At 72.3% G+C, this 23,985-nt stretch carries 24 protein-coding genes and 1 tRNA gene; 15 read left to right on the plus strand and 10 right to left on the minus strand.

From position 1 onward, the window contains the following. Positions 1–606: 606 nt before the first annotated feature. Entirely contained in the window at positions 607–1,449 is an 843-nt protein-coding gene (locus ACTEI_RS00255) for a DUF881 domain-containing protein (RefSeq protein ID WP_122975792.1), read from the minus strand. Between the two features lie 141 nt (positions 1,450–1,590). Here ACTEI_RS00255 and ACTEI_RS00260 point away from each other — a divergent pair, with 141 nt between their 5' ends. After that, the gene (locus ACTEI_RS00260) at positions 1,591–1,854 is read left to right on the plus strand and encodes a cell division protein CrgA (protein ID WP_122975793.1); all 264 of its coding nucleotides are present in this window, start codon (positions 1,591–1,593) and stop codon (positions 1,852–1,854) included. A 177-nt stretch (positions 1,855–2,031) separates the two neighbouring features. Continuing rightward, positions 2,032–4,173, plus strand: coding sequence for a heterodisulfide reductase-related iron-sulfur binding cluster (locus ACTEI_RS00265; RefSeq protein WP_122975794.1), 2,142 nt, complete (start codon positions 2,032–2,034; stop codon positions 4,171–4,173). A gap of 46 nt (positions 4,174–4,219) precedes the next feature. On the opposite strand, the gene ACTEI_RS00270 is transcribed toward ACTEI_RS00265, so the two are convergent. Next, the gene (locus ACTEI_RS00270; protein WP_122975795.1) at positions 4,220–4,882 is read right to left on the minus strand and encodes a GOLPH3/VPS74 family protein; all 663 of its coding nucleotides are present in this window, start codon (positions 4,880–4,882) and stop codon (positions 4,220–4,222) included. 86 nt (positions 4,883–4,968) lie between these two features. Between ACTEI_RS00270 and ACTEI_RS00275 the strand changes: the two genes are divergently transcribed. From ACTEI_RS00275 to ACTEI_RS00295, 5 genes are all read left to right on the plus strand, one after another. After that, positions 4,969–6,306, plus strand: coding sequence for a hemolysin family protein (locus ACTEI_RS00275; RefSeq protein ID WP_122975796.1), 1,338 nt, complete (start codon positions 4,969–4,971; stop codon positions 6,304–6,306). Continuing rightward, positions 6,299–7,345 (plus strand): hemolysin family protein, encoded by a 1,047-nt coding sequence (locus ACTEI_RS00280; RefSeq protein ID WP_122975797.1) that lies wholly within the window; start codon positions 6,299–6,301, stop codon positions 7,343–7,345. Before ACTEI_RS00275 ends, ACTEI_RS00280 begins: the two co-directional genes overlap by 8 nt. A 488-nt stretch (positions 7,346–7,833) precedes the next feature. After that, positions 7,834–8,646, plus strand: a complete 813-nt coding sequence (locus tag ACTEI_RS00285) for a laminin G domain-containing protein (RefSeq protein WP_239082218.1) — start codon at positions 7,834–7,836, stop codon at positions 8,644–8,646. Between the two features lie 45 nt (positions 8,647–8,691). Beyond that, positions 8,692–9,051 carry a PadR family transcriptional regulator gene (locus ACTEI_RS00290; RefSeq protein ID WP_307837876.1) on the plus strand — a complete coding sequence of 120 codons (360 nt, stop codon included), beginning with the start codon at positions 8,692–8,694 and terminating at the stop codon, positions 9,049–9,051. Continuing rightward, a complete protein-coding gene (locus tag ACTEI_RS00295; RefSeq protein ID WP_122975800.1) occupies positions 9,048–9,890 on the plus strand; it encodes a hypothetical protein in 843 nt (280 codons plus the stop codon). The genes ACTEI_RS00290 and ACTEI_RS00295 overlap by 4 nt, the downstream gene beginning before the upstream one ends. Before the next feature lie 339 nt (positions 9,891–10,229). Here the strand turns inward: ACTEI_RS00295 and ACTEI_RS00300 are convergent. Then, positions 10,230–10,300: transfer RNA gene (locus ACTEI_RS00300), tRNA-Gly, on the minus strand. Positions 10,301–10,825: 525 nt separating this feature from the next. Next, complete coding sequence (locus ACTEI_RS00305; protein WP_122975801.1) at positions 10,826–11,332, minus strand: pyridoxamine 5'-phosphate oxidase family protein; 507 nt, start codon at positions 11,330–11,332, stop codon at positions 10,826–10,828. Positions 11,333–11,462: 130 nt separating this feature from the next. Between ACTEI_RS00305 and dcd the strand changes: the two genes are divergently transcribed. Beyond that, the gene (gene dcd / locus ACTEI_RS00310; protein WP_122975802.1) at positions 11,463–12,041 is read left to right on the plus strand and encodes a dCTP deaminase; all 579 of its coding nucleotides are present in this window, start codon (positions 11,463–11,465) and stop codon (positions 12,039–12,041) included. Between the two features lie 521 nt (positions 12,042–12,562). On the opposite strand, the gene ACTEI_RS00315 is transcribed toward dcd, so the two are convergent. Continuing rightward, entirely contained in the window at positions 12,563–13,036 is a 474-nt protein-coding gene (locus tag ACTEI_RS00315; protein WP_122981830.1) for a YcxB family protein, read from the minus strand. Between the two features lie 135 nt (positions 13,037–13,171). Here ACTEI_RS00315 and ACTEI_RS00320 point away from each other — a divergent pair, with 135 nt between their 5' ends. Then, positions 13,172–13,450 carry a YciI family protein gene (locus ACTEI_RS00320; RefSeq protein WP_122981831.1) on the plus strand — a complete coding sequence of 93 codons (279 nt, stop codon included), beginning with the start codon at positions 13,172–13,174 and terminating at the stop codon, positions 13,448–13,450. Positions 13,451–13,855: 405 nt separating this feature from the next. On the opposite strand, the gene ACTEI_RS00325 is transcribed toward ACTEI_RS00320, so the two are convergent. Then, positions 13,856–14,398 (minus strand): phosphoribosyltransferase, encoded by a 543-nt coding sequence (locus ACTEI_RS00325; RefSeq protein ID WP_122975803.1) that lies wholly within the window; start codon positions 14,396–14,398, stop codon positions 13,856–13,858. A gap of 124 nt (positions 14,399–14,522) precedes the next feature. Between ACTEI_RS00325 and ACTEI_RS00330 the strand changes: the two genes are divergently transcribed. Further along, positions 14,523–15,650: a PP2C family protein-serine/threonine phosphatase gene (locus ACTEI_RS00330; protein ID WP_122975804.1), complete on the plus strand. Its 1,128-nt coding sequence runs from the start codon at positions 14,523–14,525 to the stop codon at positions 15,648–15,650. Between the two features lie 27 nt (positions 15,651–15,677). Here the strand turns inward: ACTEI_RS00330 and ACTEI_RS36630 are convergent, their stop codons facing one another. Further along, positions 15,678–15,830 carry a hypothetical protein gene (locus tag ACTEI_RS36630; RefSeq protein ID WP_164465799.1) on the minus strand — a complete coding sequence of 51 codons (153 nt, stop codon included), beginning with the start codon at positions 15,828–15,830 and terminating at the stop codon, positions 15,678–15,680. Positions 15,831–16,119: 289 nt separating this feature from the next. Here ACTEI_RS36630 and ACTEI_RS00335 point away from each other — a divergent pair, with 289 nt between their 5' ends. After that, a complete protein-coding gene (locus tag ACTEI_RS00335) occupies positions 16,120–17,976 on the plus strand; it encodes an acyl-CoA dehydrogenase (protein WP_122975805.1) in 1,857 nt (618 codons plus the stop codon). Between the two features lie 77 nt (positions 17,977–18,053). On the opposite strand, the gene ACTEI_RS00340 is transcribed toward ACTEI_RS00335, so the two are convergent. After that, on the minus strand, positions 18,054–18,572 hold the full coding sequence (locus ACTEI_RS00340) for a SixA phosphatase family protein (RefSeq protein ID WP_122975806.1): 519 nt from the start codon (positions 18,570–18,572) through the stop codon (positions 18,054–18,056). Positions 18,573–18,688: 116 nt separating this feature from the next. Between ACTEI_RS00340 and ACTEI_RS00345 the strand changes: the two genes are divergently transcribed. Next, positions 18,689–18,970, plus strand: coding sequence for a DUF6458 family protein (locus tag ACTEI_RS00345; protein ID WP_122975807.1), 282 nt, complete (start codon positions 18,689–18,691; stop codon positions 18,968–18,970). Positions 18,971–19,081: 111 nt separating this feature from the next. Here the strand turns inward: ACTEI_RS00345 and trhA are convergent, their stop codons facing one another. After that, on the minus strand, positions 19,082–19,759 hold the full coding sequence (gene trhA, locus ACTEI_RS00350; RefSeq protein WP_122975808.1) for a PAQR family membrane homeostasis protein TrhA: 678 nt from the start codon (positions 19,757–19,759) through the stop codon (positions 19,082–19,084). A 78-nt stretch (positions 19,760–19,837) separates the two neighbouring features. On the opposite strand from trhA, the gene ACTEI_RS00355 reads away from it, so the two are divergent. Genes ACTEI_RS00355 through ACTEI_RS00365 form a run of 3 tightly spaced genes read left to right on the plus strand, consistent with a single transcriptional unit; the run spans position 19,838 to position 22,030 of the window. Beyond that, the gene (locus ACTEI_RS00355; RefSeq protein WP_122975809.1) at positions 19,838–20,443 is read left to right on the plus strand and encodes a 5-oxoprolinase subunit B family protein; all 606 of its coding nucleotides are present in this window, start codon (positions 19,838–19,840) and stop codon (positions 20,441–20,443) included. Continuing rightward, entirely contained in the window at positions 20,440–21,270 is an 831-nt protein-coding gene (locus ACTEI_RS00360; RefSeq protein WP_122975810.1) for a 5-oxoprolinase subunit C family protein, read from the plus strand. Before ACTEI_RS00355 ends, ACTEI_RS00360 begins: the two co-directional genes overlap by 4 nt. Before the next feature lie 7 nt (positions 21,271–21,277). Next, complete coding sequence (locus ACTEI_RS00365; RefSeq protein ID WP_122981832.1) at positions 21,278–22,030, plus strand: LamB/YcsF family protein; 753 nt, start codon at positions 21,278–21,280, stop codon at positions 22,028–22,030. A 90-nt stretch (positions 22,031–22,120) separates the two neighbouring features. Here ACTEI_RS00365 and ACTEI_RS00370 read toward each other — a convergent pair whose 3' ends face one another. After that, entirely contained in the window at positions 22,121–23,911 is a 1,791-nt protein-coding gene (locus tag ACTEI_RS00370) for an NHL domain-containing thioredoxin family protein (RefSeq protein WP_122975811.1), read from the minus strand. Positions 23,912–23,985 lie beyond the last annotated feature (74 nt).

Consider the following 23,985-nt stretch of genomic DNA (forward strand, 5'->3'; position numbering starts at 1 on the left):
TGGCCGTCGGGAACGCGGCGTTTTGCGGTGGGGTGGTCGCCGGGAACGCGGCGTTTTGCGGTGGGGTGGCCGTCGGGAACGCGGCGTTTTGCGGTGGGGCGGCCGTCGGGAACGCGGAGTTTTGCGGTGGGGTGGCCGTCGGGAACGCGGAGTCTCGCGGCGGGGTGACTGCCGGGAATGCGGAGCCGGGGTGCGGAGCGGCGATGGCCCCGGGGAAGGCCGCGGCCGGGGATGCCGCCGCCGGGGATGCCGGGGCGTTCTGCCGGGTGGGCGCGGACCAGGCCGGGGCGGCGGCAGCCGTGGGCAGCGGAGCACCCGGCAGCCCGGGCGACCCGTTCGCCGGCGTGGCTGCCGGCACATCCGCGATGCCGGACTCGGCCGGAAGCCCGGGACCGGTCACGGCGCCGCGCGCGGGCCGGGACGAGCCGGCCGGCGAGGGGCTCACGTTCGCGCCCAGGCCCACCGGCGGTGTCAGTGGCCCGCCGGGCACGCCGTCCGGCGACGCGTCGCTCACACGCGGGATGTACGCGGTGTGGGCCTCGGCGTCGGGGGCGCGATGCCGTCCCCGCCCCGCCGGGCTCCCCGGGTACTCCGCGGGCGTGTTCGTCACTGGGCAGCCTGCGCGGATCGGAGGTCGGTCGACCCGTCGTACGCCCGCACTGTCACGTCCTTTTCCATCTTCTCCGTGTAACCGAGCCCGAAGTCGGCGACGGCCTCCCGGAACTGTCTGACTCCTTCTGCGGACTCCAACGCACGATGCATCGCTGTGGGTTCGCCGATCGCTGTGATCTTGAATGGTGGGGAGAAAACCTGGCCGTGAAGGAGCAGTGTGTTGCCGACACAGCGTACCGCGCTCGTGGAGATCACCCGGACATCCATGATCGTCATCGCCTCTGCTCCGCCGGCCCACATCGCGTTCACCACCGCCTGGACATCGCCCTGGTGAACGACCAGATCGTCGTTGTCGGGAGCATTGTCGCCGAAGTCCGATCCGCGCCGTGGCGAGTCGTTCAGAGTGACCGTCAGGCCGGGGCCGTGCAGGGCGGTGAACCCGGCCGGCTGGCGGCTGGCGTCGGCGTGTTCCCGGGCGGCCTTCACCGGGGCGTCGACCTCGGCGAGGCGGGCGGCCTCCTGATCGACCTCGGCGCGCAGGGCGGCCTCCCGCGCCTCGCCGGCGGCCAGGCGCTCGCGCTTGTCCGTGATGACCTGGGCCAGCTGGGGCCGCCGGTCGTCGCGCAACGACGTACCGTCGGCGGTCGTCGCGGACGTGGTGAAGAGCAGGCCCGCAGCCAGCGCGATCAGCGGAACCCCGACGGACCAGATCGTCCGGCGGCGGTCACGGCGGGGCCGGAGGCCGCGCGCGGCGCGCCGCAGCGCCAGCCGCCAGGAGGCTCCGTCGCGTCCACCTTGAAGAGCCACCGGAGCCTCCCTTCGAGCCGCGCCGGGCATTTTCTCGCCCCGGCGGGTGCCTGTTCGCGCACTGTCTTGATTACGCTAGCTGGCGAACAGTATTCGCCACGGGCAGCATTCGGAGTCCCCGGAGCCGCTCACCGGTGGTTGTTCACCACTTGTTGCCCTCAGGAGAGCACCGTGCCCAAGTCGCAGGTTCGCAAGAAGAAGGTCTACACCCCGCCGTCGGACATCCGCCCCGCGGTTGCAGCGGCGTCCAAGAAGCCGAGTCCGGTCTGGTTGCCGGCCACCGCGGTGCTGCTGATCGTGGTGGGCATCGCCTGGCTGGTGGTCTACTACCTGTCCTCGCAGCAGTGGCCGGTGGAGAGCTGGCGGTACTGGAACCTCGCGGTCGGTTTCGGCTGCATGGTGGCCTCGCTGGGCATCCTTTCCCGCTGGCGCTGAGGCGGGCGTGCCCGCCGCGGCGGGCACGTGACATCGATTCGTTCCAAGCGCACCCCCGCCTGGCGTGGGGTGCGCTTTCGGCTGAGGGGCCGTAAGTCCTTGACCTGCGGTCCGCACCGGCCTATTACTCATGGGTAACATAGGCTGGCGCCCAGCCGACCGAGGAGGCACACGCACATGGGCTACGCGCAGATCATCGCCACCGTCTTAGCGGGGGCGGTCACGGTGGTGGCCGTCGCCCTGGCAGTGCGCGCCGTACTCACGATCACCGCGGTGATCCGTCAGGGCCAGCCGGACCCGGCGCGGTTCACCGACCCGGCGACCCGGACGAGCACCCTGCTCAAGGAGTCGGTCGGGCACACCCGGATGCTGAAGTGGAGCGCGATCGGCGCCGCCCACTGGTTCGTCATGGTCTCCTTCGTCATCCTGTCGACGCTGGTCCTGGAGGCCTACTTCGAGGCGGTCGACCCGGAGGGCGAGCTGCCGATCATCGGCCACTGGGCCATCTTCGGCTTCGTCACCGAGTGGTTCGGGATCCTCGGCCTGATCGGCATCCTGTACCTGATCTACCGGCGGCAGGCGGACAAGCCGGGCAGCAAGAAGCGCAGCCGGTTCCTCGGCTCCACGATGTGGCAGGGCTACTTCGTCGAGGCGATCATCGTCGGGGTACTGATCTGCGGGTTCCTGATCCGCGGTTTCAAGGTGGCCAACGACCACTTCCCGTACCCGGTCTGGGCCGCCCCGCTGAGCCACGCGATCGGCAACGCCCTGCCCGCCTGGGAGGACGCTCCGACCTGGGTGGCGCTGGTCAAGCTGCTCATCTCGATGGGCTGGCTGATCACCATCTCGCTGAACCCCACGATGGGTGTGGCCTGGCACCGCTTCCTGGCGTTCTTCAACATCTACTTCAAGCGCAGCCCGGAGAAACCGGCCGGGTCCGGTCTCGGCGCGCTCAAGCCGATGATGAGCGAGGGCAAGCCGCTCGACTTCGAGGAGGCCGACCCGGAGAAGGACCTCTTCGGCGTCGCCCAGGTCGAGCAGTTCACCTGGAAGGGCCTGCTCGACTTCTCCACCTGCACCGAGTGCGGCCGCTGCCAGTCGCAGTGCCCGGCGTGGAACACCGCCAAGCCGCTCTCGCCCAAGCTGCTGGTGCTGTCGCTGCGGGACCACGCGTACGCCAAGGCGCCGTACCTGCTGGCCGGCGGCGGCAAGGACCTGACCGGCGAGGAGAAGGCGACGCAGGAGCAGCTGGCCGGCGTCGACGTGCTGGCGATGGCCGAATCGGAGCGGCCGCTGATCGGCGGCGTCGACGAGAACGGCGTCATCGACCCGGACGTGCTGTGGTCCTGCACCACCTGCGGCGCCTGCGTCGAGCAGTGCCCGGTCGACATCGAGCACATCGACCACATCGTCGACATGCGCCGCTACCAGGTGCTGATCGAGTCGAGCTTCCCGTCCGAGGCCGGCGTGATGCTGCGCAACCTGGAGAACAAGGGCAACCCGTGGGGCGCCCCGCAGAACACCCGCGAGGACTGGACCAAGGGCCTGGACTTCGAGGTGCCCCGGGTCGGCGAGGTCGAGGACTTCGAGTACCTGTTCTGGGTCGGCTGCGCCGGCGCGTTCGAGGACCGGGCCAAGAAGACCACCCGCGCGGTCGCCACGCTGCTGCACCAGGCCGGGGTCAACTACGCGATCCTCGGCGAGGGCGAGACCTGCTCCGGCGACCCCGCCCGGCGGATCGGCAACGAGTTCATCTTCCAGATGCTGGCCCAGCAGAACGTCGAGACGCTGCAGGAGGCCGGGGTCAAGAAGATCGTCGCGACCTGCCCGCACTGCTTCAACACCCTGGGCAACGAGTACGAGCAGCTCGGCCTCAAGGTCGAGGTGGTCCACCACACCCAGCTGCTGGCGCACCTGGTCGCCACCGGCAAGCTCACCCCGGTGCAGCCGGTCGACGGCGGGATCACCTACCACGACCCGTGCTACCTGGGCCGGCACAACCGGGTCTTCGAGGCGCCGCGCGAGGTGCTGGGTTCGGCGATCGAGGGCGGACTCACCGAGATGCCGCGCAACTCCGAGCGCTCCTTCTGCTGCGGCGCCGGCGGTGCGCGGATGTGGATGGAGGAGCGGATCGGCAAGCGGATCAACGTGGAGCGGACCGAGGAGGCCCTGGCCACCGGGGCGAAGACGATCGCGGTCGGCTGCCCGTTCTGCTACACGATGATCGGTGACGGGGTCACCGGCAAGGGCAAGCAGGACGAGGTCGAGGTGGTCGACGTCGCCACCGTGCTGCTGCGCTCGCTGAAGCAGGACGCCTGACGGTTCCGGAACGACCGGCCGCTTTCGCGGCCGGTCGTTCCGTGTTTCAGCCGCTGATCGCGGCGGTGCTGGTGGCGGCGACGGCGCCGGCCATGATCGCGGTCTGGATGTCCTGGATCGCCCGTTTCACCGCGGCCGCCGCCCAGGAGCCTTCGCCGATCTCCTTGAGCCGGGCCTTGACCTGCCTGCGGTCCAGGTCGGGGAAGACCTTGCGCTCCATCTGGGTCGCGGCGACCAGGGAGCAGAGCGCGGCGGTACGCGCGTCGACCTCCCCCGCCGTCGTCACCGCCACCCGCATCCGCTGCCGGGCATCGGTCTCGGCGACCGGTTCGGCGCCGTACGCCGCCGGGTACGTCGTACGCGGGAAGACCCACAGCACGGTCCCGTGCTCGACCCGGAGCACCTCGGCCGAAATCAGGTGATCAAGGACACGCTTCCGTGTGCCTTTCGCGAACTTCCCCACCCAGTGGGCGGGTTTGCGGGAGCGCGCGTCGTCACGGATCCTGGTCAGCGCGTCGTCCACCAGCGGGTCGCCGGTGGGCCTCGGGTCCACCACGGCCACCTTCTGGCCGACCACGTCGATCCGGCCGGCCAGGGCCAGTTCCAGCAACAACGCCCCACCCAGCCCGTAATCCAGGCGGATGCTGTCGAGGATCTTGCGGCCCTCGTCGTCGTACGCCAGGAGCAGCAGCTCACCGAGAAGGTTCATGACTCGACGTTAGAGGGCCCTGTCATCCACAGGGTTAGTGCCGGAAGGCACCGGTCCGGCAGAATGAGGTCCGAGGTGAAGCGATCATGGACGGCCTGCTCCTGACCGCGGTGCTCCCGCTGGCGGCTTTCGCGCTGCTGACGGCGGGCAACGCGTTTTTCGTGGCCGCCGAATTCGGTTTGGTCACCGTCGACCGGGCGGAGATCGACAAGCGTGCCGCCGCGGGTGACCGCCGGGCCGGCACGGTGCGCAACGCGCTGCACGAGCTCTCCTTCCAGCTCTCCGGCGCCCAGCTCGGCATCACGCTGACCGCGCTGCTCACCGGGTACCTGGCCGAGCCGGCCCTGTCCCGGTTGATCACCCCGGTGGTGGAGCCGGTGGCCGGATCCGCCACCGACACCATCACGCACGTGCTCGCGCTGGTCATCGCCACCCTGCTGTCGATGCTCTTCGGCGAGCTGGTGCCGAAGAACGCGGCGCTGGCCCGCCCGATGGGGATGGCTCTGACCACCGCGGCGCCCCTGCGCGCCTTCTCCCGGCTCTTCCGATGGATGATCGCCGCGCTGAACGGGACGGCGAACTGGCTGGTCCGCCGGATCGGCATCGAGCCGCAGGAGGAGCTGGCCAGCGCCCGCTCGCCGGAGGAGCTGGGCCTGCTCGCCGCGATCAGCGCCCGGGCCGGCGCGCTGCCGACCGAGACCGCGACGCTGATGCGCCGCACCATCCGGTTCGGCGAGAAACGTGCGGCCAAGGCGATGACCCCGCGGGTCGACGTGGTCGGGCTCAAGACCACGGCCAGCGCCGCCGATCTGATCACGGTGGCCCGCCGGACCGGGCACACCCGCTTCCCGGTGTACGAGAACACCCTCGACGTGGTGACCGGCGTGGCCGGCGTCAACGACGCGCTCGGGGTGCCGCCGGAGCGCCGCGCCGCCACCAAGGTGTCCGCGCTGGCCCGCGAGCCGGTCTACGTGCCGGAGAGCCTCGGCCTGGACAAGGTGCTGGCCGCGCTCCGGGCCGCCGACGCCGACCTGGCGATCGTGGTGGACGAGTACGGCGGGACCGACGGCGTGGTCACCGTCGAGGACCTGATCGAGGAACTGGTCGGGGAGATCGCCGACGAGTACGACACCGAGGTCGGCGAGACCGGCATCGTCGAGCTGACCGCCCCGGGCGGGGAGAAGACGTTCCTGGTCGACGCCCTGCTGCGGGAGGACGAGGTGCTCGAGCAGACCGGGTTCGCGCTGCCCGAGGGGCCGTACGAGACGCTCGCCGGTTTCCTGCTCGCCCGGCTCGGCCACATCCCGGTGGTCGGCGAGTCCCTGGAGGAGCACGGGTGGGAGTTCACCGTGATGGAGGTGGACCGGCACCGGATCGAGCAGGTCCGCGTGGTCGCCCCGCCGGAGGACCCGGCCGATGACTGAGCTGATCGTCACCGCGGTGCTGCTGCTGGGCAACGGGCTCTTCGTCGGCGGCGAGTTCGCGCTGATCGCCTCCCGCCGGACCGCGCTGGAGCCGCTGGCCGCCACCTCCAAGGCGGCCCGCTGGGCGCTGTCCGCGATGAACCAGATCCCGCTGATGATCGCCGGCGCCCAGCTCGGCATCACCATCTGCTCGCTGGCGCTCGGCGCGATCGCCGAGCCCGCCCTGGCGCACCTGCTGGAGGACCCGTTCCACGCGGCCGGCCTGCCGGAACGGGCGGTGCACCCGGTCGCCTTCGTGCTCGCCCTGATGGTGGTGGTCTTCCTGCACACCGTGGTCGGCGAGATGGTGCCGAAGAACATCACCCTGGCCGGGCCGGAACGCTCCGCGCTCATCCTGGGCCCGTTCATGCTGGCCTTCTGCACCGCCACCAAGCCGCTGCTGATCGCGATGCGCTGGGCTTCCCGGACGGTGCTCAAGTTGTGGAAGATCGAGGCGACCGACGCGGTCAAGACGGTGTTCACCGCGGAGGAGCTGGCCGGCATGGTCACCCAGGCGCGCAGCGAGGGCCTGCTCGGCTCCGAGCAGTACGCCCGGATCCACGCCGCGCTCGGCCTGAACAGCCGGACGGCCGCGGACACCCTGCTGCCGTGGTCGCGGGTGACCACGGTGGCCGCCGACGTGTCCCCGGCGACGCTGGAGGCGGTGGCCACCCGCAGCGGCCGGTCACGCTTTCCGGTGGTGCAGCGGGACACCCGGCGGGTGCTCGGGTTCGTCCACGTCAAGGACGTGCTCGGCTATTCCGGGGCGCAGCGGCGGCTGCCCATCCCGGCCGAGGTGATCCGGCCGCTCGCCGTGGTGGCGCCGGAGCGCAGCCTGGCCGATCTGCTGCTCACCATGCGCCGGGACCGGCTGCACATCGTGCTGGTCAGCGACGGGCGGCGGCCGCTCGGGGTGATCACGCTGGACGACGTGCTGCACGCGGTGGTCGGCGAGCCGGCCGGGGCCGCGCAGCTCCCGGCGGCGGTCCGCCCGCGCTGACGCTGGGCTGGGGGTCCGGCCGGTGGCTGGTTGCCGTGGTCCGGCTCCGGTGACGGTGGGCTGGGGGTCCGGCCGGTGGGTGGTTGCCGTGGTCCGGCTCCGGTGACGGTGGGCTGGGGGTCCGGCCGGTGGCTGGTTGCCGTCGTCCGGCTCCGCTGACGGTGCGGCCGCGGCCCGGCCGGTGGGTGGTTGCGCTGCGGTCCGCCCCGGCTGAGCGGGCCGGGTGTGCGGCGTCCGGCTCCGCTGCGGGCCCGCCGTCCGAGGCCGACGGCGGTGCGAGTCGCCGGTGACTTCCGCGTCCGCCGTCTATGCCTGAGGTCCATTCGTGAGTGGTGACGCTGGGGTCGCTCGGGTTCGGCGGATCGGGCTAACGCGTTCGGGTGGTCTTTCCCAGGTCCGGAGTTTCAACGCGGCCCGGAACCGACAATGCGGACAATAACCCCATGTTTCACTCCCGGCGGCGTGCCGTTCCGATCGGTGCCCTGTCAATGACCCTTGTACTGGGCAGCCTTGTCCTCCTGACCCCCCACTCCGTCAGCACCGCGGCGGGCGCTCAGCCCGCCTACCACCTGCTTCCCCCGCCCTCGGCCGGGGCGCTCCCCAATGCCACGCGTTTCCCGGCCTCCGCCGACCTCAGCCGCATCCAGGTGGCCACCGCGCCGGTGAGCCTGCGCTACGACTTCGACGCCGGGGTGGGCCGCCCCATCGCGGACACCGCGGGCGGCCACGAACTGCGGCCGCTCGGGCGCAACGGCGGGATGCTGCGCCTCGTACCGGAAGGAGCCGGCCTGGCCGTCGCCTATCCGGACCGATGCACCCTTCCCCGGGAACGGGATTGCCCCCGGGCGATCCTCGAAGGCCAGCGGGACGACAGCCTGAACCCGGGCCGCCGCCCGCTGCGCTACGGCGCCTCCGTCCTGATGACCCACGGTGACCTCGCGGACGGCGCGAACGTGCTGCAGAAGGGGTACTCGGTCGGCGGGGTGAGCCAGTTCAAGCTGCAGGTCGATCACCGGCAGGGGCATCCGAGCTGTGTGATCGCCGGCAACCCGGCGCGCATCTACCGCGCCGAGCCGCGCATCGACGTGGCCGACGGGCGCTGGCACGACCTGGAGTGCAACCGCACCGAGAACAGGCTGGTCATGCTGGTGGACGGGGTGCCCAGCGCGGCGGTCCCGGTGCCGCCGACGCTGTCCGTGGCGAACGCCGAGCCGCTGCGGGTCGGAGGCAAGGGGCCCGGCCGCGGCAACGACCAGTTCGCCGGCGAGATCGACAACGTGTTCCTGGACATCGGCGCATAGGTAGCCGTACTACATATGTAGCTGAGTTACGTATATAGTTCGGGCGTGACGAGTTCCGACGCGCCCGGCGGCTGGCTGTCCCCGATGCGCGAGCCGACGTACTTCATCCTGGCCGCGCTGCAGGACGAGCCCCGGCACGGCTACGCGATCATCAAGCGCGCCGCGGAGCTGTCCGGAGGCCGGGTCAGACCGGCGACCGGCACCCTCTACACCGCGCTCGACCGGCTCGCCGGCGAGGGTTTCGTGCGGGTGGTGCGGGAGGAGACGGTCAACGGTCGCGTCCGCCGGTACTACGCGCTCACCCCGGACGGGCTGGCCGCCCTGCGCGCCGAGGCGGTGCGGCTCGCCGAGGCCGCGAGCGTGGTCATCACCCTGTCCCCGCGTGCCGCGGGCGGCCCGGCATGACCACCCCGCTGGAGCGGACCTACGGCCGCCTGCTGCGCCTCTATCCGCCGGCGTTCCGCCGCGAGCGGGGCCCGGAGATGCTCGGCACGCTGCTCGACATGGCCGACGACGCCGGCCGGTCATGGCCGGCGCCCCGCGAGGTCGTCGCGATCGTGCTCGGCGCTCTGCGGATGCGGGCCGGCCGGCATCCGGGCGCCAGCGCCCGCGACGACCGGCTGACCGCCATCCGGGTCGGCGCGTTGCTGCTGATCGTCCAGGGCTGCACCGACCCGCTCGTGTCGCTCGCCGCCGACGCGGTCCATCGGATCCCGGGGGACCGCCATCCCGCGGCAACCCTCGGCGGCGCGGTCCTCGGCATGATCGCCCTGCTGCTGGCGGTCCGCGGACGTCACCTGGCCGCCGCGATCGGGCTGCTCCCGGCCGGCCTCGGCGGCCGGTGGCAGTTCCTCGTCGCCGCCGTGCTCCTGGTGATGCTTTTCGGTCACCGTCCGCTTCCCGCGACGGGACTGCTTCGGTACGCACCACTGGTCCCGTTGCCGCTCCCGCTGCTCGCGGAGTTGTCCGGGCAGGCGTTCCCGCAGATCGCCGGCATTCTGCGGTTCGGCTTCTGGGCCGCCCTGGCCGGCGCCGCACTGCTCTGGGTGGCCGTCGACGAGCGGGTCACGATGGCGGTCGGCGTGCTGTATCTGGGCGGTCTGATCATCCAGATCGGGTACGTGGCGGCCGAGGGCGTCCACAACTATGCCTGGGCGGCGCTGGACCTGGGACTCACCGCGTTGCCGGCGGCGATGCTGCTCGGCTCGGCGGGCGAGGCCGCCCACCGCCGCGCCAAGCTCTGAGGGGCGCCGGTTTGGCACCGCCGATCGTCGCGGGCGGGATGGATGGCGCAGGTGGGTGCGCATGGCGAGGCACCGGCATTCCGCCGTGGCGGGCATTCCGCCGTGGCGGCGCGCCACCACGGCGGGCGCGCGGCCGTGGCGGGCGCGCGGCCGTGGCGGGCGCGCGGCGCCTGGGTCGGCGCGCGGAAAGGCTCCGGCGCGCAGAGTTGCTCCCGGCTCCGGCCTGCGGTCCGCAACCGGTTCGACGCGGGGACGTGTCGAGGCGGTGGTGCGCCGACCGGACGATCAACGACCGAGGGCCAAGCCGGGAACGTGTCCTGGCCTGGCCCTCGATGTCCGAGCGGGTGACGGGAATCGAACCCGCACTGTCAGCTTGGGAAGCTGATGTTCTGCCATTGAACTACACCCGCAAGCGGCCCCACTATACCTGATTATCCGGCTCCGTGGCGCACGCACCCCGCAATGTGGTCACCTCCGTGCCGGTCGGCGCAGGTGGGCGGGGGAAGAGCTGCTGGCTTCGGTGCTGACGTCCGGCGCGTCGTTGCGACGCGGCGGTGGTCGGTGACCGAGGTGAGGCGGTCGTTCCGGTGGGCCCGAGCGGACGGGACGCGCGTGGCGGCCCGGTATGGGCCGTTGGGAGCGAGCGCGGTGGCCCGGTGTGGGCCGTTGGGAACGCGCGTGGCGGCCCGGTGTGGGCCGTTGGGAACGCGCGTGGCGGCCCGGTGTGGGCCGTTGGGAACGCGCGCGGTGGTCCGGTGTGGGTCGTTGGGAACGTACCGGTGGCCCGGTGTGGTCGCGGGAAAGGCGCCCCGGCATGGACGACCGCGCCACGGCGTCTTCGCCGCCGGGCACCCGCTCCTGCCTCCTGGTCCTGTGCGGGATGCCGGCTGCTGGGTAACGGGATGCCGGGGTGGCGGGGTGGTGGGGTGCCGGGATCAGCCGACCATGGCCAGCTGGCGGGGTAACTTCCGGGGCTCGTGCCAGCTCTGCGAGACGGGGATCGACAGCGGCGCGGAGGCCAGTGGCAGAGCGCCCGAGGGCCCGTGGTGGCGCAGGGTCGCGGACTCGATGGTGAGCTCGAAGAGCCGCCAGTCGACGTCCGGTGAGGCGCGCAGGGCGCCGGCGATGATCGCGACGGTGCGTGGGTCGCGGACCGGGTGGGCCCGGCCGGTCAGGTAGGCCTCGTCGTCGCTCTCCTCGGGCGGGTAGGAGTGCAGCGCGTAGCGGGGGTCGCGCTCCAGGTCGCGCCGTTTCGGGGAGGCGACCAGGAAGCAGTAGAGGCCGCCACCGGCGAAGACCGGTGAGACCGGGTGCACCCGGGGGCCGCCGTCGGGGCGGATGGTGGCGAGGTAGCCCATGCCGGGGCCGTACTGCTGCAGGAGCGCACGGATGCCGGCGGCGAGCGACGGCTCGGCGGCGGCGAATTCGGACCAGGAAGCCATGCAGACACTCTATCGAACAGGTGTTCGACGCAACTATCGAACACGCCGATCGGGGGATGCGGGGATGTCGGCGGCGCACCCTGCCGGGCCGCGTGGACCGGTCGCATCACCCCGTCGGTATGGTGTTGCGATGCTGCTCTCCGACCGTGACCTGGTAGCCGAGCTGACGACGGGCGATCTCGCACTGGAGCCGTTCGAGCCGTCGCTCATGCAGCCCTCCAGCATCGACGTCCGGTTGGACCGGTTCTTCCGGGTCTTCAACAACCACCTGTACACCCATATCGACCCGGCAGAGCAGCAGGACGAGCTGACCGCGGAGGTCGAGGTCAAGGACGGGCAGCCGTTCGTGCTGCACCCGGGTGAGTTCGTGCTGGCGTCCACGCTCGAGGTGGTGACCCTCGGCCAGGGGCTCGCGGCGCGTCTGGAGGGCAAGAGCAGCCTGGGCCGGCTCGGCCTGCTGACCCACTCCACGGCGGGCTTCATCGACCCCGGCTTCTCCGGTCACGTCACGCTGGAGCTCTCCAACGTCGCCAACCTGCCGATCAAGCTGTGGCCGGGGATGAAAATCGGTCAGCTGTGCATCTTCCGGCTGTCCAGTCCCGCTGAGCACCCGTATGGTTCGGCCGTCTACGGCTCTCGCTACCAGGGCCAGCGCGGCCCGACGCCGAGCCGCTCGGCGTTGAACTTCCGCACCTGGCCGACCAGCTGACGCACCTGGCCGACCAGCTGACGCACCTGGCCGACCAGCTGACGTGATCACCGGGTGACGTCTCCGCCGGAGCGGGCCCGGATCGCCCGTGCGGTGGCCGGGGGCCACCGCGCCGTACCCCGCAGGGATGAACTTCGGCAGGAATCCGAGGTGCGCCGAGGAGGCAGCCGTCGGGTGGCACCGTCACCGGGTGATCCGCCGGCCACGGCGGGAAGCGGTCCGCGCGCCGCCGCGAGTCTGCTTCCGTCCGCCGTGCGTTTCGGGTGTTCGGTGCGTTCGAGGTGACCGGTGGCCTTTGGAGCCGAACGGTGCCTTTCGGGTCGGTCGTGCATTTCGGGTGCGCTCTGCGTTTGGGGTGCGGGGCGTTCGGGGTGTGTGGTGCCTTCGGGGGTGCCTGGTGCCTCTGGGGTGCCGGTGCTCTTCGGGTGCGCGGTGCATTTCGGGTCCGCGGTGCGTTTCGATGTCCCGATTCGTCCGTCCGCTTCGGTACGCCATCCGGCACCGGCCCGTATTCGTCCGGGTCAGCGGTACACCCGTAACCCCCGCGCGACCGCCGCCTCGAGCACCTGCTCGACCTGCGACGGGGTCAGCCCGGTCGTCGGCACGCGCACCCACCGGCCGCCACGGAGCCCGAACATCAGTTGCCCGGACAGCGCCTCCACACTGCGGAAAGCCCGCCAGGCGTACGCGTGCCGCCGCTCCTCGTCCGAGCGCGCCACCCCGCCGTCGCTGATCTCGTAGGTGGTCGGCCGCCCGTTCCGCAGTGACCGGCGGGCGGCGTGGTTGACCAGCGCGATCGGCGCCACGACCGCGAGCACGGCCCCGCTCGCCAACAGCTCCGGCCGCATCACCCCGGTCGCGAACTGTGCCAGCACGGCCGCCGCCAGCAGCATCCACCCGGCGCAGCGCGCGGCCAGAACGGGGGCCCGCAGCCGACGCCGGGTCGCGGCGGCGATCAGCGCCGGGTCGGGGGCCGAGGTGATCTGGATCCGCACGCCGGAAACGTATCCCTCATAAGGGGCGAACCGGCACCGGCCGGACGGCTCGACCCGCTCGCCGCCCCGCCGGTCCGGCACGGCCGTCTCGCGTCCTGCGCCGGACGCGCGATCTACGATGACGCCGTGTATCTGATGATTTCGACCTACCAGAAGCCGCTCGCTGACGTCGACCAGGCTCGTGACCAGCACCTCGCATACATCGCCGACCTGGAGGAGCGCGGACTCGCGGTCACCGCGGGCCGCCAGGAGCCGCCGACCGGCGGCATCATCCTGCTGGACGTGGACACCGAGGCGCAGGCGCAGGAGCTGATCGCCCAGGATCCGTACGTGCAGCAGGGGCTGGCCACCTACGCCGCCGTCGGCTGGCAGATCAGCCGCGGCGCTCTCGCCGATTACCAGCGCAAGTACTGACCCCGGCGGGCGGCGCCGCCGGGGTCGTGTGAGGAGGCCCTGATCGGCCCGGCCGCCCCGCAACCCGAGGCCCGGCCGCCCCGCAACCCGAGGCGCCGCCGCGCAACTCGAGGCCCGGCCGCCCCGCAACCCGAGGCGCCGCCGCGCAACTCGAGGCGTCGCCGCGCAACCCGAGGCGCCGCCGCGCAACCCGAGGCGCCGCCGCGCAACCCGAGGCCCGGCCGCCGCGCGAGCCGAGGCCGCGACCGGCCCGCGGCGCGCCCGCAACCCGAGGCCCGGCCGCCCCCGGGACCTGCCGCGAGCCGAGGCGGCGGCCGGCGCCGCGCCCGGCGCTCCGAAATGGACGGCCGGGCGCTTCGTGCGAGTCTGCGAAGGGAACCCACGGCGAGCGCGGCACCGGCCCCGCTACGGGTCGAGGTCCGAGCCGGCCAGCAGGCTGCGGATGGACAACTCGGCGGTGACCTCCGGCGGGCACTCGTCGACGATCACGGCCGTACCCAGATAGCGGTTTCCGAGGAGCCGGCGCAGGCCGCGGGCCTGGGCCCCGGTCGAGGCCCAGTCGTCCACCACCAGGACCCGGTCGTCGTCGGCGAGCAACCGGCGGCGTACCCCGAGGTGTTGGGCGTCGCCGCGATGGTCGGCGGGCACCTCGGTCCAGATCATCGGTTCGGCGATGGCCCGGCGTGCCCCGGCCCGGTACGCCTCCACGAATCCCACCCCGAGCGCGTGCGCCACCAGCGGGCCGAGCAGGAAGCCGGTCACCTCCGGGGAGACCACCACGGTGGGCCGCGCGGCGCGGAAGAGGTCGGCCAGCGCCGGGCCGAGACCGTGCAGGATCACCGGATCGCGCCACCAGCCGGACCGGTCACTGACGAGATAGTCGGCGGGCGGGCCGGGATCGGTCCAGCGGAACGCGCCGCGCAGCCGGTCACGGAGATCGTCGGTCATCGGGACATCGTGTCACCGCCGCGCCGCCCCTCGTGGACCGACCGAATGACCTGACGGCTGACAGGTGGCCAGAACCTGATCGGACAACGGGTCAAGTTGATGCCCGACATGACGCGGATCGGGCATGCTGTTCGGCGGAACCATGCCTACCTTCGCCCCGGGCCGCCGCCCGATGAGTCCAGGGAACCGCGCCGGTCTCGGCGCGGCCCTCGTGCTGCTCGCGGTCGTGTCCGCGATGGAGTCCGCGAACCCCTCCTCGGTGCGGTACGCCGGACTGCTCGCCATCGTGCCGGTCCTGGCCGGGCTCTTCGCCGCCTGGCAGTTCGTGCTGGGCGCCGGGGTGGCCGCCACCCTGGTCGGCGCGATCTTCGTGGGGCGCTCGGAGTCGCCCGGCCCGGGCGTGATGGCCTACCTGCTCGGCATCGTGCTGGCCACCGGGATCGCGGTGGCCGGCGCGATGATGCGGCAGCGCCAGACGGAGCGGATCGCCGAGTTGCTGCGGCTCGCCTCGGTGGCCCAGCAGGCGGTGCTGCGGCCGATCGGGCCGCAGGTGGGTTCGCTGGCGGTGGCCGGGCGGTACATCTCGGCGACCGCGGCGGCGGACATCGGCGGCGACCTGTACGAGGCGTTGAACACGCCGTACGGGGTCCGGATCATCATCGGTGACGTACGCGGCAAGGGCCTGGACGCGGTGCGCCTGGCCAGCATCGTGCTCGGCTCCTACCGGCATGTCGCCTACGAGCGCGCCGATCTGAAGGCGATCGTGGCGGACCTCGACCGGGCGGTGGCGCGCAGCGTCGGCGACGAGGACTTCGTGACCGCGGCGCTGGTCGAGGAGCGCGGCGGAACCCTGACCATCGTCAACTGTGGACACCCGGCCCCGCTGCTGCTGCGCCGCGGCCTGGTGATCCCGCTGGAGCCACCGGCGCCGGCGCCCCCGCTCGGGTTCATGCCGGAGGTGAAGGCGCGGGTCGAGCGGCTGGAGCCGGGCGACCGGCTGCTGCTGTTCACCGACGGCCTGGGCGAGGCGCGCCGGGAGGGCGAGTTCTTCCCGACCGCGGACCGGGCGTGGCGGCTGCTGGGGCACGGCACGGTCGGCGACGGGCTGGCGTCCCTGGAGACCGCGCTGGTGGACTGGGTGCACGGCCGCCTGGAGGACGACATCGCCCTGGTGCTGCTGGAGTACGCCGGGCCGGACGCCGGGGCGTCGGTGCCGGTGCCGAGCTGGGAAGTCGGCGCGGCCGGAAGCTGACGACCCCGGCGTCCGCAACACGGGGGCTCAGGCGGCGCTCTCGTCCGGTTCGCCGGGTGCCGGGGAGGTCGGGGCCGGTACCGGTGGGACCGGCTCGGGCTGGCGATGCCGGCCGACGTAGTTGCGCGGCTGGCTGGCCTGGCGCGGCTCGGGAATCAGACTTTTGATCGTGGCGAACATGGCTACGCCCCCTCGAGGCTCCCGGCGAAACGTTCTTCGCTGTCTATCCGGAGCAACGAGCCTCATCGGTACGCGATACGTAGTCCCGGGATTCGAAGTAGGCAAATGGCCGATCGGTTGTACTCGTGACCAGCTGTTCGGAGGCGTTCGGCCCGCGGTTCGACGGACCGGTTCCCCTACCCGGGAAGGGCGACCCCGGTCCGGACCCGGGTTGTCGGTTCCTACCGATGAGTAATACAGTGCTGGTTACTGACGGGTAACTCGCGTTCGGAGAGCGGGGCCAAGCACCATGACTCACTACCAGAGCAACCTTCGGGACCTCCAGTTCAACCTGTTCGAGGTGTTCGGGGCGGACAAGGCGTTCGGCCAGGCGCCGTTCGACGAGATCGACGCGGAGACCGCACGGGACGTGCTCGCCGAGGTGAACCGGCTGGCTCGTGAGGATCTCGCGGCCAGCTACACCGACGCGGACCGCAACCCGCCGGTGTTCGACCCGGCCACCCACACGGCGCCGCTGCCGGAGTCGTTCAAAAAGTCCTACGAGACGTTCATGGCCTCGGAGTTCTGGCGGCTCGACCTGCCGGGCGCGCTGGGCGGCACGTTCGCCCCGCGGACGCTCTGGTGGGCGATCGCCGAGCAGATCCTCGGCTCGAACGCCCCGATCTGGATGTACGCGTCCGGCCCGTCCTTCGCCCACGTGGCGTACACCGAGGGCACGCCGGAGCAGAAGGAGTGGGCCAAGCTCTTCGTCGAGAAGCAGTGGGGCTCGACCATGGTGCTGACCGAGCCGGACGCCGGTTCGGACGTGGGCGCCGGCCGCACCCGGGCGATCCCGCAGCCGGACGGATCGTGGCACATCGAGGGCGTCAAGCGCTTCATCACCTCGGGTGAGCACGACCTGACCGACAACATCATCCACTACGTGCTCGCCCGGCCGGTGGGCGTCGAGGGCGTCGGCGGCCCGGGCACCAAGGGCCTGTCGCTGTTCATCGTGCCGAAGTACCACTTCGACCCGCAGACCGGCGAGCTGGGCGAGCGCAACGGCGTCTACGCCACCAACGTCGAGCACAAGATGGGCCTGAAGGTCTCCAACACCTGCGAGATGACCTTCGGCGAGCACGGCACCCCGGCCAAGGGCTGGCTGCTCGGCGACAAGCACGACGGCATCCGCCAGATGTTCATGATCATCGAGTACGCCCGGATGATGGTCGGCACCAAGGCGATCGCCACCCTCTCCACCGGTTACCTGAACGCGCTGGAGTACGCGAAGAACCGCGTCCAGGGCGCCGACCTGGTGCAGAACACCGACAAGGCGGCCCCGCGGGTGACCATCACCCACCACCCGGACGTACGCCGCTCGCTGATGCTGCAGAAGTCGTACTCCGAGGCCCTGCGCGCGCTGGTGATCTACACCGCGTCGTGGCAGGACAGGGTCGCGATCGCGCAGGCGGCCGGCGACGAGAAGGCCGCGAAGATCGCCAGCAAGGTCAACGACTTCCTGCTCCCGCTGGTCAAGGGCGTCGGCTCCGAGCGGGCGTACGAGCTGCTCGGCCACGAGTCGCTGCAGACCTTCGGCGGCTCCGGCTTCCTGCAGGACTACCCGCTGGAGCAGTACGTCCGGGACGCGAAGATCGACACCCTGTACGAGGGCACCACCGCGATCCAGAGCCTCGACCTGATCTTCCGCAAGATCGTCAAGGACAACGGCCGGGCCCTCGGCACCGTGGCCGCCGAGATCCAGGGCTTCATCGAGAGCGAGGCCGGCAACGGTCAGCTCAAGAACGAGCGGCTGGCGCTGGGCAAGGCGCTCGGCGAGATGCAGCAGATCCTCGGCGTGGTGATGGGCTGGCTCGCCGCGGTGCAGGGCGGCGAGTCCCGCGAGCTCTACAAGATCGGTCTGACCTCGCGCCGGATCCTGCTGGCCCTCGGCGACGTGGTCCTCGCCTGGCTGCTGCTGCGCCAGGCCGAGGTGGCGCTGAACGCGCTGAACGGCGAGGTGTCCGAGGCCGACCACAAGTTCTACACCGGCAAGGTGGCGGCGGCCCGCTTCTTCGTCCGCGAGGTCCTGCCCCGGATCGGCGCCGACCGCCGGATCGTCGAGAACACCACCCTGGACCTGATGGACCTGTCCGAGGACGCGTTCTGACCTGAGGCTTTCCCCACTCTCCTGAAAAAGACGTAGGCCGGCGGACAAGGGCGTCCGCCGGCCTACGTCGTCCCCGGTCAGCCGCGCGCGGTGTGCCGGCGGGCCAGGCGCATCGACCCCGGCTCGACCCGGGACCACGGCGCCTCGCCGGTGTGCACGGCGAGGGTGGACGTCTTCAGCTCGACCGTCACCCCGTCCCACTGGTCGTCCGGCAGGAGCAGGGCGGACACTTCGGACACCGTCGGGTTGTGCCCGACCAGCAGGACCGTACGCACGGTGTCCGGCACCGCCCGGAGCAGGTCGAAGACCTCGGTGCGCCCGCCGTGGTAGAGCCGGTCCTCGTAGTGCACCTCGGGCGTGCCGTGCGACCGGTCGCCCTGGGCCAGCGCCATCGACGCGGCCTGCCAGGTCTGCCGGGTGCGCCGGGCGGACGAGCAGATCACCAGGTCGGGGTGCAGCCGCTCGTCGACCAGCCAGGCGCCGGCCGCGTCCGCATCGGAGTGACCACGTTCGGTCAGGCTCCGGTCGAAGTCCGCCATTTCGCCCGGAGTCTCCGCTTTGGCGTGGCGTAGCAGGATCAGCGTCCGCAAGGTCATTGCCCCAGCTTGCCTGATTGGAACGTCACGCGTACGGGTATGGCGTCGATCGACGTATTTCAGCGCGGCCGGGCACGCCCTGCCCGTCCGCGCGGAAACCATCCGAGGAGGGCCCGATGGGCATCGGCGCAAGCATCTTCCTGCTGGCTCTGGGGGCGATCCTGGCGTTCGCCGTCAACGCGGACATCAGTGGCCTGGACATCAGCGTGATCGGCTGGATCCTGATGGCGGCCGGCCTGCTCGGGCTGATCACCACGCTGTGGTTCTGGAACAGCCGCCGGCGTACCGTGGTCACCCGCTCGACCGCCGCCCCGGTCGCCGGGCCGGGCTACACCAGTGAGTACCGCGAGGTGCGCCGCGACGACGTGCCGCCGCCCCCGCCGCCCGCGTACTCCTGACCCGTGCCGCGTACCGGGCCGTGACGCCCGGCCCGGACGGCGCACCCCCGGGCCGCGAGCCCACGACGTGGTGACCGGCCGGCTCCCGCCGGGAGCCGGCCGGTCGCGTGCTCAGGCGTAGAGCGCGAAGTAGATCGCGATGTGGTGGCAGATCGCCGCGACCAGCGTGCAGGCGTGGAAGAACTCGTGGTGTCCGAAAACGGTCGGCCACGGGTTGGGTCGGCGCAGCGCGTAGAAGACGGCGCCGACCGTGTAGATCAGCCCGCCGGCCATCATCAGCACCAGGCAGGTCACGCCGCCGGTGCGCAGCACGTCGGGCAGGATGGCGACGGCCACCCAGCCGAGCGCCACGTAGAGCGGCGCGCCGGCCCAGCGGGGCAGGTGCGGCCAGATCACCTTCAGCGCGACACCGCCGAGGGCGCCACCCCAGACCAGGGCCAGCATCACCGTCGCGGTGCCGGTGTGCAGCAGCGACACGCAGAACGGCGTGTACGTCCCGGCGATGAAGATGAAGATCATCGAGTGATCCATCCGGCGCATGATCTGGTAGCCGCGCTCGCTCCAGACCCGCCGGTGGTAGAGCGCGCTGATGCCGAACAGGCCGCACACCGTGATGCTGTAGATCAGGCAACTGATGAACGGCGCGATGCCCGGCCGGGTGGCCGCGATCGAGCAGAGCACGACGCCGCAGACCACGGCGACATAGAAGGCGTACTGATGCAACCGGCCGCGTAGTCGCGGCTTGCCGAGGTCGGTCGGCTTCATCCGAAACGGGGCTGAGGTCGTCACGTGCTTTAGGTTACGGCACCGTAGGTTACTGTCCGGTAGTGATGCTTGATACGACCTCTCGTGGCGGATGATGTCGGCATGAGGCTGCGACGGGTGGGAACCGGGGCACTGCTGCTGGAGTGCGAGGACGCGGAGCGGGCGGAGGCCTGGCGGGCCGAGCTGTGGCGCCGCCGGGAGGCCGGCGAACTGTCCGCCGCCGAGATCGTGCCCGGCGCGACGACCGTGCTGCTGGACGGCGTGGCGCCGGGAACCGCGCGGCTGCTCGCGGGCTGGACGCCGGACCCGGCCGCCACCGCGGCGGCCGGTCCGCTGGTCGAGATCCCCACCGTCTTCGACGGCGAGGACCTGCCCGACGTCGCCGAGCACTGGGCGGTACCGGTCGGCGAGGCGGTGCGCCGGCTCGCCGACACGGAATTCACGGTGGCCTTCTGCGGATTCGCGCCCGGGTTCGCGTACCTGCGGGGCCTTCCGCCGGAATGGGCGGTCCCCCGCCTGGCCGCGCCGCGGCCGCGGGTCCCGGCCGGCGCCGTCGGCCTCGCCTCCGGCTTCGCCGGGATCTATCCCACCGCGTCGCCGGGCGGGTGGCGGCTGGTCGGCCGGACCGGGTCGGTGCTCTTCGACGTACGCCGCGAACCGCCCGCCCTGCTCGCCCCGGGCACCCGCGTCCGGCTGGTGGTCCGATGATCACCGTGCTGCGGGCCGGGCCGCTGACCACCGTGCAGGACCTCGGCCGGCCCGGTTGGGCGCACCTCGGCGTCCCGCGCTCCGGGGCCCTCGACGTCCCCGCGCTGCGCCGCGCCAACCGGCTCGTCGGCAACCCGGACGGGGCGGCCGGTCTGGAAACCACCCTGATGGGCTGCCGGCTGCGGTTCGAGCAGCCGGCCACGGTCGCGGTCACCGGGGCGACGGCCGCCGTCACACTGGACCGGCTGGCGGTGCACGCGCCGGTGCTGCCGGTGCCGGCCGGCGGAGTGCTGGAGATCGGGCGGGCCACCGCCGGCGTGCGCTCCTACCTGGCGGTGGCCGGCGGGATCGCGGTGGAACCGGTGCTCGGCAGCCGGTCGACCGACACCCTGGCCGGGGTGGGGCCGGCGAAACTGGCCGACGGCATGACGCTGCCGGTCGGCTCGTCCACCGGCCGTGCCGGACCGCCGGACGAGGACGCCCCGGCGCCGGCCGCGGAGCTGGTGCTCGGGGTACGGCGCGGGCCGCGCGACGACTGGTACGACGTGGCGGGACTGTTCGAGCAGGCGTACACGGTCAGCCCGGTGAGCAACCGGGTCGGCGCCCGGCTGGCGGGTGCCCCGCTCACCCGCCGGATCGAGGGCGAGCTGCCGTCCGAGGGTGTGGTGCTCGGCGCGGTGCAGGTCCCGGCCGACGGGCAGCCCATCGTGTTCCTCGCCGACCACCCCACCACCGGCGGCTATCCCATCGTCGGCGTGGTCGGCGACGTGACGCCGCTGGCCCAGGCCCGGCCGGGGACTACCGTGAGGTTCCGTGACCTCGACTGAACCCTCGATCGACCTCAACGCGGACCTGGGCGAGGGCTTCGGCGCCTGGCGGCTCGGCGACGACGAGGCCCTGCTCGACGTGGTGACCTCGGCGAACGTGGCCTGCGGCTTCCACGCCGGGGACCCGTCCACGATGCACCGGGTGTGCCGGGCGGCCGCCGCGCGCGGCGTCGCGATCGGCGCCCAGGTGGGATACCGCGACCTGGCCGGGTTCGGCCGCCGCCGGATCGACTACGAGCCCGGTGAGCTGCGTGACGACGTGCTCTACCAGATCGGGGCGCTGGAGGCGTTCTGCCGGGCGGCCGGCGACCGGGTCCGGTACGTCAAGCCGCACGGCGCGCTGTACAACACCGCCGCCACCGACCCGGCGCAGGCCGGCGCCGTGGTGGCCGCGGTGCTCGCCTACGACCCGCGGTTGCCGGTGCTCTGCCAGCCCGGATCCGTGCTGTTCGAGCGGGCCGTCGCGGCCGGTCTCACCGCGGTCGGGGAAGGGTTCGCCGACCGCGGCTACCGGCCGGACGGCCGGTTGGTGCCGCGGTCGCAGCCCGGTGCGCTGGTGCACGAGCCGGCCGCGGTGGTGGAGCGCGCGACCCGGATGGCCGCCGGCGGCGAGGTGGTCGCCACCGACGGCCAGGTCGTCGCCTGCCCGGTGCGGTCGATCTGCGTGCACGGGGACACCCCCGGCGCGGTCGAGTTGGCCCGCGCGGTGCGCGCCGGGCTGGAGGCCGCCGCCCTCCGGGTACGCCCGTTCCTGCCGTAGCGGGCGCGTCGGCCGGAGGCCGCGGCCTTTCCGGGCGCCCCGCGGTCCGGCGGTGGCGGGCGCGGACCGGTCAGCCGCGGCCGGGGCGGCTCACGCGTCCAGGCCGCGCAGGATCAGCGGGAGCCGGTCCGGGCCGGCCTCGTCGATCACCACGGGCACGCCCCAGTCCTGCCGGGTCAGGTGGCAGGCGCCGAACTCGGCGTCCACGTCGCAGGTGGCCGCCTGCGCCACCACCTGGAGCACGCCCTTGGGCACGTCCGGGTTGAGCACCAGGGTGCGGGACAGCTCGGTGGTGGTGCCTTCGCCCGCCAGCAGCAGCTCGGCCGGGGAGGCCGAGACGGTCAGGCGCAGCGGCGAGCCGAACTGGCTGTCCAGCTTCTGCCCCGGCGCGGGCGTGAAGATCACGTCCAGGGTGACCTCGCCCGGCGCCAGGTGCGACGGCGGGCGCTCGGTCCGGTGCCGGGCGCCGGCGACCGTCTGCACCACACCGGGCGCGAGCCGGGTCAGCCGGTGGGCGGCCGACTCCACCACCAGCACCTCGCCGGCGCCGGTGACCAGCACGTCGCTCGGCTCGGCCAGGCCCGAGTCCACGGTGGAGACCTGCCCGGACGCCGGGTCGAAGCGCCGGACCGCGCCGTTGTACGTGTCCGCCACCAGCACCGAGCCGTCGGCCAGCGCGGCCACCCCGAGCGGGTGCTGGAACAGCGCCGTGCCCGCGGGGCCGTCCACGTGACCGAAATCGAACAGGCCCTGGCCGACCGCGGTGTGCATCACCCCGTCCTCGACGTAGCGCAGCGCCGACGTCTCGCTGTCGGCGATCCAGAGCCGCCGGCCGTCCGCGCTGACCGACAGGCCGGACGGCTGGGCCATCCACACGTCCGGCAGCGGGCCGTCACGCAGCGACTCGACCGTGGTGCCGGCGTAGACGCCCACCGTGCGCTGGATCGGGTCGAACCACCACAGCTGGTGGATACCGGCCATCGCGATGATCACGCGGTCGTCGTACCAGGCCAGGTCCCACGGGGACGACAGGTCGGCGGCGAGCGCGTCGTGCGCGTGGCCGTCCACCGTGGAGCGCCACGGCTTGCCGGAACCGGCGACCAGGGTGACCGCGCCGGTCCCGGTGTCGATGGCGCGCAGCTGGTGGTTCACCGTGTCGGCCACGAGCACGTCGTACCCGGCGAGCTCAGCGATCCGCGGCGGCAGCCGGAGAAGGCCCTGCGGCTCGTTGAACGGCTCCCGCCGGTCGGCCCCGAACCGGCGGACGAGGGTCTCGCCGTCCGCGGACAGCTCGACCACCGAGTGCCGGGCCGAGTCGGAGACCAGCAGGTTGCCACCGGGCAGCTCGATCGCCTTGCCGGGGAAGCGCAGCAGCCCTTCCGGGGCGGGCGGCGGGACGTACGGGCCGTCGCCGCGGTGCAGGGTGCCGTCCGCCTCGTGCTTGGCGACCAGCTCGTCGATCAGCCGGGACAGGCCCTCGGCGTGCCCCTCGCCGGCCATCGACGCGACCAGGTAGCCGGTCGGGTCGACGACGGCGAGCGTGGGCCAGGCCTTCGCGGCGTACTGCTGCCACAGGTGCATGTCGCCGTCGTCGATGACCGGGTGGTGCACGCCGTACCGCTCGACCGCGGCGGCCAGGGCCTGCGGGTCGCGCTCGTGCTCGAACTTCGGGCTGTGCACGCCGATCACCACGAGGGCGTCGCCGTACTTCTCCTCCAGCGGGCGCAGCTCGTCCAGGACGTGGAGGCAGTTGATGCAGCAGAACGTCCAGAAGTCGAGGACCAGGATTTTGCCGCGAAGGTCGGCCAGGGTGAGGGCCTTCCCACCGGTGTTGAGCCAGCCGCGGCCCTTGAGTTCGGGCGCACGCACGCGAGAAGTCATCCGACCATGGTGCCTCAGCGCCCGGGACGGATCAGCGGCGGAGTGTGGACGCCGTGTCGAGGGTCTCTCGCCAC

Origin of the sequence: Actinoplanes teichomyceticus ATCC 31121 (genome assembly GCF_003711105.1) — a bacterium.
Lineage (GTDB): Bacteria > Actinomycetota > Actinomycetes > Mycobacteriales > Micromonosporaceae > Actinoplanes > Actinoplanes teichomyceticus.

What these genes read in the sequence shown, in the direction of transcription:
- ACTEI_RS00285 (WP_239082218.1), top strand. Translation starts at nt 7,834, where the DNA reads ATGACCCTTGTACTGGGCAGCCTTGTCCTCCTGACCCCCCACTCCGTC.
- ACTEI_RS00345 (WP_122975807.1), top strand. Translation starts at nt 18,689, where the DNA reads ATGGGCATCGGCGCAAGCATCTTCCTGCTGGCTCTGGGGGCGATCCTG.
- ACTEI_RS00320 (WP_122981831.1), top strand. Translation starts at nt 13,172, where the DNA reads ATGATTTCGACCTACCAGAAGCCGCTCGCTGACGTCGACCAGGCTCGT.
- ACTEI_RS00280 (WP_122975797.1), top strand. Translation starts at nt 6,299, where the DNA reads ATGACTGAGCTGATCGTCACCGCGGTGCTGCTGCTGGGCAACGGGCTC.
- ACTEI_RS36630 (WP_164465799.1), bottom strand. Translation starts at nt 15,830, where the DNA reads ATGTTCGCCACGATCAAAAGTCTGATTCCCGAGCCGCGCCAGGCCAGC.
- ACTEI_RS00370 (WP_122975811.1), bottom strand. Translation starts at nt 23,911, where the DNA reads ATGACTTCTCGCGTGCGTGCGCCCGAACTCAAGGGCCGCGGCTGGCTC.
- ACTEI_RS00330 (WP_122975804.1), top strand. Translation starts at nt 14,523, where the DNA reads ATGCTGTTCGGCGGAACCATGCCTACCTTCGCCCCGGGCCGCCGCCCG.
- ACTEI_RS00270 (WP_122975795.1), bottom strand. Translation starts at nt 4,882, where the DNA reads ATGAACCTTCTCGGTGAGCTGCTGCTCCTGGCGTACGACGACGAGGGC.
- ACTEI_RS00340 (WP_122975806.1), bottom strand. Translation starts at nt 18,572, where the DNA reads ATGACCTTGCGGACGCTGATCCTGCTACGCCACGCCAAAGCGGAGACT.
- ACTEI_RS00335 (WP_122975805.1), top strand. Translation starts at nt 16,120, where the DNA reads ATGACTCACTACCAGAGCAACCTTCGGGACCTCCAGTTCAACCTGTTC.
- ACTEI_RS00360 (WP_122975810.1), top strand. Translation starts at nt 20,440, where the DNA reads ATGATCACCGTGCTGCGGGCCGGGCCGCTGACCACCGTGCAGGACCTC.
- ACTEI_RS00295 (WP_122975800.1), top strand. Translation starts at nt 9,048, where the DNA reads ATGACCACCCCGCTGGAGCGGACCTACGGCCGCCTGCTGCGCCTCTAT.
- ACTEI_RS00305 (WP_122975801.1), bottom strand. Translation starts at nt 11,332, where the DNA reads ATGGCTTCCTGGTCCGAATTCGCCGCCGCCGAGCCGTCGCTCGCCGCC.
- ACTEI_RS00255 (WP_122975792.1), bottom strand. Translation starts at nt 1,449, where the DNA reads ATGCCCGGCGCGGCTCGAAGGGAGGCTCCGGTGGCTCTTCAAGGTGGA.
- ACTEI_RS00265 (WP_122975794.1), top strand. Translation starts at nt 2,032, where the DNA reads ATGGGCTACGCGCAGATCATCGCCACCGTCTTAGCGGGGGCGGTCACG.
- ACTEI_RS00355 (WP_122975809.1), top strand. Translation starts at nt 19,838, where the DNA reads ATGAGGCTGCGACGGGTGGGAACCGGGGCACTGCTGCTGGAGTGCGAG.
- ACTEI_RS00275 (WP_122975796.1), top strand. Translation starts at nt 4,969, where the DNA reads ATGGACGGCCTGCTCCTGACCGCGGTGCTCCCGCTGGCGGCTTTCGCG.
- ACTEI_RS00325 (WP_122975803.1), bottom strand. Translation starts at nt 14,398, where the DNA reads ATGACCGACGATCTCCGTGACCGGCTGCGCGGCGCGTTCCGCTGGACC.
- dcd (WP_122975802.1), top strand. Translation starts at nt 11,463, where the DNA reads ATGCTGCTCTCCGACCGTGACCTGGTAGCCGAGCTGACGACGGGCGAT.